This window comes from uncultured Chitinophaga sp. (assembly GCF_902168175.1).
Taxonomy (GTDB): Bacteria; Bacteroidota; Bacteroidia; order Chitinophagales; family Chitinophagaceae; genus Chitinophaga.
Genome location: NZ_CABHOU010000054.1, coordinates 39,952 through 52,836, shown reverse-complemented (window position 1 = coordinate 52,836; position 12,885 = coordinate 39,952). Strand labels below are relative to the sequence as shown.

Below are 12,885 nucleotides of genomic sequence, written 5' to 3'. Positions count from 1 at the left end.
AGGACCACCTATACTTAGTCAAAATACCGCGTTTCTATTTTTCACCTCCTTTGCCAGCAGTTGTAATACGTACATTGTATGATTCTTATTGTAGATGATAAGCCTGAGAATATACTATCGCTTAAGAAAACGCTGGAACTCTACCAGTTCCAGGTAGACAGTGCGAACTCAGGAGAGGAGGCGCTTAAAAAGATTCTCAAAACCAGTTATACGCTCATCATACTCGACGTTCAGATGCCCAGCATGGACGGTTTTGAAGTAGCAGAAGCGCTGTCGGGCTACAGTAAAGCCCGTGATATTCCCATCATTTTTCTTTCCGCAGTAAATAAAGACAAGAAGTTTATTACCAAAGGGTACGATTCCGGTGGGGTCGATTACATTACCAAACCGGTAGATCCTGATATCCTGATCATGAAGGTAAAATCGTTTTACCGCATGTACCAGCAAACGCAGGAGTTAAGCCTGGTACAACAGGAATTGCGGGAAGAAGTGGAGGTGCGTAAAAAGGCACAACAGGCGTTAGATAAAAAAGTAAAAGAACTACATACCATACTGGAATCGCTGCCGCAGATCGCCTTTACGGCTACGGCCGACGGTCGCATAGAATATGCTAACCAACACTGGTTCCGCTATTCGCCCAACATGTCGGTAATGCCACAAACAGCTGCCGGCGAAAGTTCGCTCGACGAAGATCTTCAACTGGCTTTCCGTTCGGGCAGGCCGCTGGAAAAAGAAACGTACATCAAAGACCTGCACGAAGGCCAGTACCGATGCCACCTGTTAAAGGTTACGCCTATGCAGGAAGACGATGAAACCCTGAAATGGATCGGCACCTTTACCGACATTTCGCACCAGAAACAGGCGAATGAAATACTGGAATCGAAGGTGCGGGAGCGTACGGAAGAACTCTGGCAGATCAACAAATCACTGGAAGAAAGTAACCACGACCTTCAACAGTTTGCATCGGTAGCCTCGCACGACTTAAAAGAGCCACTGCGTAAAATACACCTGTTCGGCGCTATGCTCCGCGATAAGTTCCCGGATGATGATGAAGCCATCAAACCTTTCCTGAACCGCATCGTGTACTCCTCTAACCGAATGACCCGGCTCATTAACGACCTACTTAATTTCTCGAGGTTATCGGCCTCCAGCGATTTTGAGAAAACGGATGTTAATCTGCTGCTGGATGAAATACTCAGCGACCTCGAACTCGCCATACAAGAAAAGAATGCACGTTTTCATGTGTCAAAAATTCCACACATTGAGGTAGTGCCCGGTCAAATAAGACAGGTGTTTCAGAATATAATCAGTAATGCGCTGAAATTCAGCAAGGCAGATGTAGCACCGGAAATCACCATTCACGCAGAAACGATTGCAACATTCGATGTTAATGCTGCAGCAGACCCTGACGGCAAGTTCTGTCGCATCAGCATTAGCGATAACGGCATTGGGTTCGACGAGCAATATCTTCCAAAGATTTTCACCATCTTCCAACGCCTGCACACCATGGACCGTTATGAGGGTACGGGTATAGGGCTGGCCATCGCCAAAAAGGTAATTGAAAGGCATGATGGCGTACTTACCGCGAAAAGCAAGTTAAACGAGGGATCAGCATTTATATTTGTATTGCCGCTTACACAGCCGGAGAATAAGAAGCAGCAGGCGAAAGAGTTAGCCGGCAAGTTCTCCTGAGGCAAAACGGTTTATGAAACCCGCCATCACTTCATTGCTAAGCACCAACTGAACATCCAGTGCCTGCAACGCATGTTTGGGCATATATTCTACCTCGGCAACAACGGGGTTTTGTACGGCAATAAGCCCCCCGAACTCACGGACTTCTTCCAACCCTTCCGTTCCGTCTGTATTACCGCCACTTAACAGCAGTGCCGCCATGTTGGCACCATATACAGGTGCGGCAGACGATAATGTAACATCTATACTTGGCCGGCTGTAGTTCACCTTTTCAGAATAATCCAGCGATAAGGTATGATCCGATTCTACCAGCAGGTGGTAATCGGCCGGGGCAATGTAAATGCATCCGTTCATTAACGCTTCCTTCTCCTCGGCCTCTTTTACGGCGAGGCTGGTTCTAACACTTAGCAGTTCGGTGAGGGTGGAATCATAAACATGATGGCGGTGCAGTACCACAACAATAGCAGCCTGCAACCCGGTATCGAGGTCGGGTAATATATCGAGAATAGTCCTGAGGCTACCGGCGGAGCCGCCGATAACAATTAGCCTGGTGGCGGTTATAAGGTTATTTTCCTCCATATCTTCTGCCTGTTTTCCAATTGCCTGAATTTAGACGATATACTGGTAAAGTTGAGCGTTTCTTTCGACCCTAAAGCCAAAAAGCCAAATGTTTCGAGGCTGTCGTCGAAAAGGTGAAGTATTTTATCCTGCAGGGTTTTATTAAAGTAGATGAGCACATTGCGGCATACGATCAACTGGAACTCGTTAAAGGAATGATCCGTAACCAGGTTGTGCGCTGCAAATACGATCTGTTTGGAGAAGTTTTCGTTAAACTTGGCGTACTCGTAATTGGCCGTATAGTATTTGGAAAAGTCCTTCGTACCCCCCATCTGAATGTAATTGCGGGAGTACTGTTGCATATGCGCCAGCGGAAAGATTCCTTTACGAGCTTTTTCCAATACAGTGTTATTAATATCGGTGGCGTAGATCTTTGCTTTGTGTAACATGTTTGCCTCTTCCAGTAATATCGCGAGGGAGTATACTTCCTCGCCGGTGGAACAACCGGCATGCCATATCCGAATGAAGGGGTAGGTGGCCAGCACGGGCAGCACTTCCGCCTTTAATGCGCTGTAGAAAAACGGATCACGGAACATTTCTGTAACGTTCACGGTGATTTCCTCTACGAAGCGTGTTACATAAGCTTTATCGTTCCTCACCCTGTAACGGAACTCGGCAAAACTGGCAAAGCGATCTTTCTTAAAAAGATAATTTACACGACGGTTGATAGATGCATGGGCATAATCTGTAAAATCATATCCGTACAACTCCAGCACATCATTTAAAAGTATGCTTACCTCTTCTTCACTTATGTAATGGGTGCGCAACATTAGCCGGTAAAGTATTCTTTTATCTTTATCAATAATTCGTCTACATCGATCGGTTTCGATACATATCCATCAAAGCCAGCCTGGAGGCACTTTTCACGGTCGCCCTTCATTGCTTTGGCGGTTACTGCGATAATGGGAAGCAATTTTATGGCCTCAATACCACGCAATATTGCTATTGCTTCATAACCATCCATATCGGGCATCATAATGTCCATTAACACCATGCCAATATTGTTGCGGTTTCTCAGCATAGTGAGTGCTTCTGCCGCACTTCCGGCGGTAAGGCAGGTTATACCCCTACTTTTCAATACAGCCTTTAACGCAAAAATGTTGCGCACATCATCGTCAACGATCAGGATTTCTTTTTCCATTGTTCCTGTAAAGAATGTTAAACTATCTGAAAGCCCTGTCGTACAGCCAAACCCGCAGTAACGACAAAAGTTGATCTATATCTACCGGTTTGGAAATGTAATCGGAGGCGCCTGCCTGTATACATTTTTCCCTGTCGCCCATCATGGCTTTCGCCGTTACCGCAATAATCGGCAAAGAGGCAAAACGTGGGTCCTTCCGTATTTTGGAGATACTTTCATAACCGTCCATCTCGGGCATCATCATATCCATTAACACCACATCGGGCACAGGGCCTTTCTCCAGCTGTTCTAACGCCTCTCTGCCATCAGTGGCGCTTACTACGTGCATCTGGTGTTTCTCCAGGGCTTTGGTAAGGGAGAAGATGTTACGCACATCATCGTCGGCTACCAGCACCACTTTATCTTTTAATACTTCGTTTAGTACCGACATCTTCTGTCCACCATTATCCGTTGTCTTATCGTTCTCTTCCACCAGGTGCAGAAACAGCGATACTTCATCGAGAATCCGCTGGTAGGAATGGGCGGTTTTAACTACGATAGAATCGGCGTACTGGCGGATGCGTTGTTCTTCCGTTTTGCTCAGACTTTTTCCAGTGAAGATGATGATAGGCAGCTTCTCCATACCATCAATTTCTTTCACGGCTTCCAGTGTGGCGTAGGCCTGCTGGTCGGGAATGCCCATATCCAGTATCACGCAATCCACATCCTGCTGCTTCAGCAATTCTATACCATTTTGTACGCTGTTACCGATTTCAGAGTTTACATTATATGTACCGAGGAAGTAAGCCAGCGCCTTGGCGTGTTTACTGTTCTCCTCCACGATCAGCACTTTTTTGGAGGAGCGGTTCAGCACAAATTCCATCTTCTCAAATATCACCTGCATACCTTCTGCCGCCAGTGGTTTACTGATGAAGTCGATAGCGCCTTTCATCAGGCTTTCGCGTTTTACCTCCATCGACGACATAATGTGTACGGGTATGGCTTTGGTCCTGGGTTCGTTCTTCAGTTCTTCCATTACCTGCCAGCCATCTTTCACGGGTAGCATTATGTCCAGCAAAACACCTATCGGCTGGAACTGTATAGCCAGGCCCAGGGCTTCGTCCCCGCGTACGGACACTACTCCCTTATAACCGCGTGAACGGGTAAAGCTGAGTAGCGCCTTCGCGAAGTGGGTGTCATCCTCTACGATCAGTATCACACGGTCGCCAGCCGAAACGTCGGCGCGGTCGTCGTCGATAGACTCGGGGATGATATCAGTGGTGTATTGCGGTTTGATATGCTCTTTGTTATAAGCGGGTTTAATGCGTGGCTCCGGCTTTACTTCCTGTGGTTGTTCAGTTGGCGGCACTAAGGGAACGATCACGGTAAACTCGCTGCCCTCACCTGGCACACTGCGCAGACTAAGCGTACCGCCCAGCAGTTTCACCAATTCGCGGCTAATAGAAAGACCCAGACCTGTACCACCATACTTGCGGCGGGTAGAACCGTCGGCCTGCTGGAAGGCCTCGAATATTACCTGTTGTTTATCTTCCGAAATACCGATGCCAGTATCTTTTACGGTAAAGGTCACCGCATCACCGCTTTTATCCATATCCACCATCAGACTTACGGAACCTTTAGCCGTAAACTTCAGGGCGTTGGATAACAGGTTGTTCATTACCTGTTCCAGGCGGAGATGATCGGTTTCAATAGTGGCCGGCAAACCGGACGCGGTTTTTATCCTCAGTTCCAGTCCTTTCTCTTTGGCAATAGGCTCGAACAGCGACTGGAGATTGGAAATGACAGAGGATAAATACACCTGCCGGAATTCCAGTTCCATTTTACCCGCTTCTATTTTCGAGAGGTCGAGAATTTCGTCTACCAGCGTAAGTAAACCTTTACCCGACGTGAATATCACCTGCGCGTACTCTATCTGGTCGGGCAGCAGGTTTTTATCATTGTTCTCCGACATCAGGCGGCTAAGCAGAAGAATGGAGTTTAGTGGTGTACGGAGTTCGTGCGACATGTTCGCGAGGAATTCCGACTTGTATTTAGTGCTTAGCTCTAACTCTTCGGCCTTCTGTTGTATTTCAAGGTTACGGTTAATGATAATTTGATTCCTTTCTTCCAGCAGCCTGCTGCGTTCTTCCAGTTCAGTATTGGATTGCATCAGCTCTTCCTGCTGCACTTTCAGCTCTTCCTCCGATACCTGCAGCTTCTGCGTTTGTACTTCCAGCTCCATGTTCAGGTTCTCGAGTTCGCCATGCTGCGTTTGCAGTTCCTCGCTTTGCGCCTGCGTTTCCTCCAGCAGGTCCTGCATTTTACGGCGGTTTTCGGCCGACACAATAGCGATACCAACATTGTGGGTAATGCTGTTCAGGTAAGCCTGTTCCGCCGCACTGTATTCGTGAATGGAAGCCAGTTCTATCACGGCAACCACTTTATTCTCGTGGAAGATAGGAACGGCTATGATGTTTACCGGTTTTATTTCTCCCGCCGCGTAACTCAGTGTAATAGCATGGGCCGGAATATCTTTCAGCAACAGTACTTTGCCACCCTGCATACATTGCCCCACCAGGCCTTCGCCAATGGTCACGTATTCCTTTTTATCTTTCAGAGAAAGGGCGTAACTGCCGTAGAGACGCAGCATTTTATCGTTTTCGGCGAGATATAAAACGCCTACCTGGCTGTTGGTATAACTGGCCAGGAAGTCGAGAATATTGTTCGTCAACTCTTCCGTATCTTTCTCCCCCACCATCTTATCATTCAAACCGGCGATGCCCGTTTGCTGCCATTCGTTTTCAGACAACTGCGTGAAAGACGTTTCGAGCGAATAGGCCATGCGGTTGATCGCAAAAGAGAGATTACCAAGACCATCGCCCCCCTCATCCTTCGCTCTTGTTGTATAATCGCCATTAGAAATTTGCTCGGCTATTTTACGGATCAGTTCTATACGGCGGGCAATGTCGGCATCCTTTTCCTGTAATGCATTGTGCAACTTACTGCGTTCATCGAAGTCGGTTTTTACACGCGTGTAAAACACGGAGGTGATAAGCAGGGAGAGGAAAGCAGTAATAATAATGAGGATAGGCGTAAAACCGGATATCTTGTTCAGCCGCTGGGTACGCGCGATCAGCAGTAAACGCTCGCGGTCCGACATTTGCTTCACAATACCGCGGATTTCATCCATGTGGTATTTTCCTATGCGCAGCGAATCCGTATTGATCAACTTGCGGTTGCGTTTTAAATCAGTAAGGCTTTTAAGCATGCCTAACCGCACACTCACTACCGCACGAAGCGATTTGACACTCGCCTGCTGAAGTTCGTTATCGCTCGTCATTTGTTCAACAATTGCCAGTTGCGTAAGGGCACTGTCGGCGGCTCCGTAGTAAGGATCCAGAAACGTTTCGTCTTCGGTGAGCAAATACCCGCGCTGACCGGTTTCTGCATCCTTCATCATAGACAATACACCTTCCAGGTTCTGGATCACAGCAGTGGTATGATCTACCAGCTGTGCGCTTTTCAGCAGGTTCTGAATACTGTTGTAAGACGCTACGGAACTAATGATCAGCAATAAAAGGGATAACCCGAAGCCAATCAACAGGTTGCGTTTAAAAGAAGAATTCATGGAACGTATTCTTTTTATATTTTCTGGTACAGGCTGCCACGAAAAGAAGCTGGTCGGCAAAAGGCATTAACTCGAAATCTGCTTCTTAACGTCTGCTCTTTCAGCAGCTTAGACCGCTAAAAAAGATCTAATGCCCGCAAATATAATAGCAGAAACGAAGTTGTACATCAACCAAAAAATATAGTTACAAAATAAGCGCCAACCCGCCACAGTAGCACGAATATTGTTTATCCGGCAAAGGTGCTTAATGGGGATATTTCTCTACAGATAAGGGGTATTTCCAAATAATACTCGGATCCTGGTGCCATTTCCTGTATTCATTTCCAACTGACCACCCAACTGTTGCACCAGCGAATCGACCAGCCGCAGGCCGAACGTATGTCCGGAAGCATGCACATTGGCGGGTAACCCGCAGCCATTATCGGATATCTCAAACACATATTGCCCCTGCCGCTGTTCAAAAGCGATCAGCAACTTTGGCAAAGATGTTTCTTTAAACGCGTGTTTGAAGCTGTTAGTAATTAACTCGTTGGCAATTAGCGCCAGGGGTATGGCTTTCTCCACATGCAACGATACCGGGGCTATCTTGTATTCAGCCGTATCCTCGTTAAAATTACCGAAGTAGGAATACATGATGGTTTCAACCAATTCCGGCAAATACTCGTGCATAGCTACATCTGTGGAGTGGTCGTCGCCATACAGCCGCTGATGAATCAGCAGTACAGACACCAGCCTGTTCTTACTTTCCAGCACGATCTGTTTGGCCGCTTCATCTTCCAGCCTGCCACCCTGCAGACTTAACAGGCTCGACACCAGTTGCAGGTTGTTCTTTACCCGGTGATTTAATTCTCTTAATAAAGTTTGTATAAACTCGTTGCGCGCCATCAGCGACTGGTACGATTGCTCCAGTTCCGCCGCCTGTTTCATCAGGGCTTCCTTTTGCTGCGCTATCTGTTCGTTCAGCAGCTTCAGTTCGTTGTTCTGCTTCCTCGCCCGCTCCCGCTCTTTGTCGTAACTACTACGAAAAGCAATGATCACAATCATGGTGATGATGATCGAGTAGATCAGGGTAATGGTATGGTCCAGCAGCTTTTCCATGGGGGTGGCATACCCGATAATCATTTCCGGGAATGCGTATTCCAGCAGGATGTCGGTTAACATAGTGAGGTATAATACCGCACAAAGCCAGTAATAGTTGCTCGCGCGTGGCGGCACTATAATCAGCAATACGTTTAACAGCATCACAATGAGGTATACGGTGGTGCCGCTCATGCCTGCGTTATAGAAGTACATGCCGCCCAGGCAAAGCATGGTACCCAGCGTGTAAAAGGCAATAGAGTAAAGGTTGAAGATGCCCTGCAGGCGCGAACGGTAGTATAACGCGCCAGATATACACCAACCCGCAATACTCAGGTACACCGTCATCGGATGCAGGCCTATCAGGTAATTACTGATACCGCCAACCATCGTGAACAGGAAAATAAAAAAGCTGATGAGGTTGAAGATGCGGTGCTCGAAGGAGAAGTACTGATCATCGCCGGCAATAAGGTCCGTGAAATTCCTGATGCGCTGCATCATAACGCTATAGTTTGATCCATTTTTGTTTGATAGCAATAGCTACCATCTCTGAAGTACGCTCAAGATCGTATTTCTTTAAAAGATTGCGGCGATGTGTGTTCACTGTGTTTTCGCTGATGTTTAATTTAACCGCTATCGCGTTGCTGCTCATGCCCTCTGCCAGGCATTGTATGATCTCAATTTCACGGGCCGATGGTCTCGGAAAAGTGTCCACCCCCGGCGCGCCCATCTGCAAACGTAAGCCCATCTTCACGGCTACCAGCAACTGCCTGTCCGTAAACGGCTTCAACAGGTAAGCAACCGGCTCGGTAGCCAGCGCCATATCCAGCGTTTGCTGGTCGGAGTAGGCAGTAAGATAAATAATCGCCACCGGGCGCATCGCTTTTATCTTCTGGACAATCGATGTTCCAACATGCTGACCGTGCAACTGAATATCGCAGATGACCAGGTTTACCGGGTATTTCTGCACATAATCCAACGCCGCCTGAGGCGTATCTGCCAGCCAAACTTTGGGATATCCCGCCTGCATAAGTATAGACGCAACGTTCTCTGCCACCAGCCGCTCATCTTCCACAACGAGGATATAAGGATTCTGCATACTAAATGATTGGTTAGCAGTAGTCAATATAGACATATTTTCTACGTAATTCCAAATGCCGGGCCGTATATTTATCAGGACTCCCAACCGCACAGCATTTGACCGGAACCGGACATATATAAAAATAATTAAATCATAGTTAATTGATATGGAATAGTGGTGATAAATGGTATTTCATTTGTGCCTTTCTATCTAAAATCCCGCTCATGCTCCGCAGCTATTTAAAGATCGCCTTCAGGAATCTCGCTAAACACAAACTGTTTACTTTTATCAACATCAGCGGTCTGGCGCTTAGCATGAGTGTTTGCCTGATGGTGATCATCACTACCAAACAGGAACTGGCGATCGATCGTTTTAATCCCGCCCCGGAGCGTACCTATCGCGTTACCAGTAAAGTAACCAATAAGCATGGGCAAACCTGGCAACTGGCCAGTACACCTATTCCTTTGTTTGCTGAACTACTGAATAATAAGACCATCGTAGAGCGGAGTGTTACGCTGTACCCGGCTATCAACGGCCAGGCCTCTACACCTGGCAAAGCACTACAGCTACACGCCGCCTTCACCACCTCTGACGTGTTGCCCGTATTCGGGTTTCGCTTACTGGCAGGCAATGCCAGTAATGCTTTGCAACTTCCCAACAGCATTGTGCTGGCCGATGTGGTAGCGCAAAAGTTTTTCGGCAATGAACCGGCGCTTGGCAAAACCATCAACATCGAACGACTTGGCGCGTTCCAGGTAACCGGCGTGATGGAAACAACGGAGCATAAATCGCATATCCAGTTCGATGCTTTTGCGTCGTTCTCCACGGTGGTACAGTTGGAGAAAAGCAAGCTGCTTCCCGCATCTTCCAGCAACTGGCAGTCGTTCCAGGATGCTTATACCTACGTGGTGCTTAAGCCCGGTACAAGCGCCGCAGCGCTGCAAACTACGCTCGACCGCCTTACTGCCGATGCCTCTCAAAACAATAGTAACGGCAACTTCCGTTTCCAGTTGCAGCCTTTCCATAAAATTACACCCGGTTCCGACGATATGTACAACGACATCAGCCGTGGTGCCACCTGGGGTAAAATCCTCGGACCCATAGGCATTGCGCTGATCATCCTGATCGCTGCCTGCTTCAACTATACCAATCTCTCTATCGTACGCTCGCTTGGCCGTGCAAAAGAAGTAGGCATACGAAAAGTGAGTGGTGCCAAACGATCGCAGATATTTGCCCAGTACATTATGGAAGCCTTACTGATGGCCTTTTTCGCACTGGGGTTGGCCTACGTACTACTGATAAGCCTTTCGAACACCAGTGTGTTTTCGCAGGGCGAGCAACTGGTGCCGCGCGTATCACTTGATCCGGTAGTGCTGATGTTGTTTGCCGCCTTCAGCGTGTTCACCGGGTTACTCGCCGGTGCCCTGCCCGCCTGGATCTTATCCTCCTTTAAACCATTGGAGGTGTTGAAAAACGTATCGCTCACACGACTCTTCGGCAACCTGAACCTGCGTAAATCACTCATCGTTTTCCAGTTATCGTTATCGCTGGTAGTGAGTATTTTCCTGCTATCGTTTTACCGTCAGTTCGATCATATGGGTGCGGTGGCCGCTTACGATCAGCGTGCGGCTAATATCCTGAACATCCCGTTGAATGGCACCGATCCTGCGCTGCTGGCATCCGAACTCAGGACACTGGGTAATATCAACAACATCACCGCTACGGCTGCCAACATTGGTAAAAGGGCCGGCCGCAGCATAGACATCAACGCTATCCGGTTTAATTACCTCTCCGCCGACACGGCCTTCTCCAACGTATTACAGCTCCAGGTAGCTACCGGCCGCAATATCGCGCGGCAGGGCGAAGCGCTGATCAATGAAAAAGCAGTGCTGGCACTGGGTTATAAATCCAATGCCGCTGCTATTGGACAATTCCTGCAGGTGAACGATAGCACACGCCTGGCCATCACCGGTATAACGAAAGACTTCACTTACGAGAACGTGGGCCGCAACATTGCCCCGATGATCATTAGTTATGATCCTGGAAACATTAACCGGTTGCTGGTGCAAACGGACGACAACAATCACGATAACACCGAGAAACAGATAGCTGCTGCATGGGCGGCATTGTACCCGGGCAAAACGTTTCAGTACACCTGGCTAAAGGAAGAAATACAGGAAGCCAATAGCCAGCGCTCCGCCGTTTCGTTATTGGGTTACCTCGCATTTATGACCATCGTTATCGCCGGACTGGGATTGCTCGCCCTCGTGATTTACAGCACTGAAAGCAGGCGTAAGGAAATAAGCATCCGTAAAGTAATGGGCGCCGGTGTAAACAGCCTGTTATGGCTGCTTTCACGGGGCTTTATCAAATTGCTGTTCATTGCGGGCTGCATCGCTTTCCCGATCGGGTATGTATTGAGCGCACTGTTCCTGCAAAACTTTGCCGATCGTGTACCCGTGGGCGCAGGCAGCTTTTTGCTCTGCTTAAGTGTACTGCTCGTTATCGCACTAACCGCCATTCTTTCACAAACCTACAGGGCCACTGGTGCCAACCCGGCAAATAGCCTGCGAAATGACTGATCCGATTAGTAGCTTTGCCCGGAATTTCTCAACACCATGCGCCAGATTTTACCCGGGATCATATTCGCGATGTTATGGGCCTCCGCTGCGGTGGCCACCAAGATAGGCATTACTGCCGCGCACCCGCTGGTACTGGCCAACGTTCGGTTCTTTATTGCCGGGATACTCGTATTACTGTTTGCTTACGTTATACAGGGCTCCAAAAACCGGCTGCCTAAAGGGATTGAATGGCGTAACCTGCTCATCTTCTCGCTGCTTAACACCACCATCTACCTTGGTGCTTATGTTACCGCCATGAAAGAAGTATCTGCAGGCATCGGCAGCTTATCCACCGCCACCAGCCCGCTTTTCATACTAATAATGTCGGCCGTATGGATGCGGCGCAAACTGCGCTGGCAGGAACTTACGGGTATTGCTTTGGGCTTTTGCGGCGTAGCTATGGCTACCTGGCCGCTGTTACAGGATGCACATACCACCATCAAAGGCCTGCTTATTTTGCTGGGCGGCATGGTATCCGTATCCATCGCCACCGTGTTTTATGCGCGCATCAAATGGGAACTTAGCAGTGTAGTCATCAATGGCTGGCAGGTACTCATCGGTGGCCTGTGCCTGTTGCCCCTTACGCTGCTCACCGCCGACCTCCACGCCACCCGGTGGACGCTCACCTTCTGGGGCCCGGTATTCTGGCTGATAGTGCCCGTTTCCATCATTTCCATGCAGCTCTGGTTCTATCTCATCCGCATCGATGCCGTAAAAGCCTCCATCTGGCTGTTCCTCTGTCCCATTTTCGGCTTTGTGTATTCCCACTTTTTGCTCGACGAACCGCTCACCGTTTTCACGTTTTTAGGCACTGCGCTGGTGATCGCCGGTTTATACTTGGCGCAACGTAAAAAAGAAGAAATTAGTTAAGGGCGAACAGGCCACAGTACTACTATTCAGCCGCCGTTGTGTCACTCCCTTCAGCGGCAGGAACAACATTGGCAACATTCAGTTATTCCCATTGCCGCGGTCTATACACGGTGCTGCAACCCGAAAGTAAATCGCTTCAACGATTGAAAGTGTCAGACATTCATCGTTTCCTGCAACC

9 protein-coding genes are annotated in these 12,885 nt (G+C 48.4%); 3 read left to right on the top strand and 6 right to left on the bottom strand.

Annotation, left to right across the window (positions count from 1 at the left end; translation table 11 throughout):
• Positions 1 to 78 precede the first annotated feature (78 nt).
• The gene (locus QZT80_RS10840) at positions 79 to 1,692 is read left to right on the top strand and encodes a response regulator (RefSeq protein ID WP_295121616.1); all 1,614 of its coding nucleotides are present in this window, start codon (positions 79 to 81) and stop codon (positions 1,690 to 1,692) included.
• Here QZT80_RS10840 and QZT80_RS10835 read toward each other — a convergent pair.
• From QZT80_RS10835 to QZT80_RS10810, 6 genes are all read right to left on the bottom strand, one after another.
• On the bottom strand, positions 1,672 to 2,271 hold the full coding sequence (locus QZT80_RS10835) for a chemotaxis protein CheB (protein WP_295121614.1): 600 nt from the start codon (positions 2,269 to 2,271) through the stop codon (positions 1,672 to 1,674). The two genes, QZT80_RS10840 and QZT80_RS10835, sit on opposite strands and share 21 nt — an antisense overlap.
• Positions 2,250 to 3,080 (bottom strand): protein-glutamate O-methyltransferase CheR, encoded by an 831-nt coding sequence (locus tag QZT80_RS10830; protein ID WP_295121612.1) that lies wholly within the window; start codon positions 3,078 to 3,080, stop codon positions 2,250 to 2,252. The genes QZT80_RS10835 and QZT80_RS10830 overlap by 22 nt, the downstream gene beginning before the upstream one ends.
• Positions 3,080 to 3,451, bottom strand: a complete 372-nt coding sequence (locus tag QZT80_RS10825; RefSeq protein ID WP_295121610.1) for a response regulator — start codon at positions 3,449 to 3,451, stop codon at positions 3,080 to 3,082. Before QZT80_RS10825 ends, QZT80_RS10830 begins: the two co-directional genes overlap by 1 nt.
• A 22-nt stretch (positions 3,452 to 3,473) precedes the next feature.
• Positions 3,474 to 7,058 (bottom strand): response regulator, encoded by a 3,585-nt coding sequence (locus QZT80_RS10820; protein WP_295121608.1) that lies wholly within the window; start codon positions 7,056 to 7,058, stop codon positions 3,474 to 3,476.
• A gap of 261 nt (positions 7,059 to 7,319) precedes the next feature.
• Positions 7,320 to 8,636, bottom strand: a complete 1,317-nt coding sequence (locus tag QZT80_RS10815) for a histidine kinase dimerization/phosphoacceptor domain -containing protein (protein WP_295121606.1) — start codon at positions 8,634 to 8,636, stop codon at positions 7,320 to 7,322.
• A gap of 4 nt (positions 8,637 to 8,640) precedes the next feature.
• A complete protein-coding gene (locus tag QZT80_RS10810; RefSeq protein ID WP_295121604.1) occupies positions 8,641 to 9,234 on the bottom strand; it encodes a DNA-binding response regulator in 594 nt (197 codons plus the stop codon).
• Positions 9,235 to 9,440: 206 nt separating this feature from the next.
• On the opposite strand from QZT80_RS10810, the gene QZT80_RS10805 reads away from it, so the two are divergent.
• Entirely contained in the window at positions 9,441 to 11,798 is a 2,358-nt protein-coding gene (locus tag QZT80_RS10805) for an FtsX-like permease family protein (protein WP_295121601.1), read from the top strand.
• Between the two features lie 36 nt (positions 11,799 to 11,834).
• On the top strand, positions 11,835 to 12,707 hold the full coding sequence (locus QZT80_RS10800) for a DMT family transporter (RefSeq protein ID WP_295121599.1): 873 nt from the start codon (positions 11,835 to 11,837) through the stop codon (positions 12,705 to 12,707).
• Positions 12,708 to 12,885: the final 178 nt, after the last annotated feature.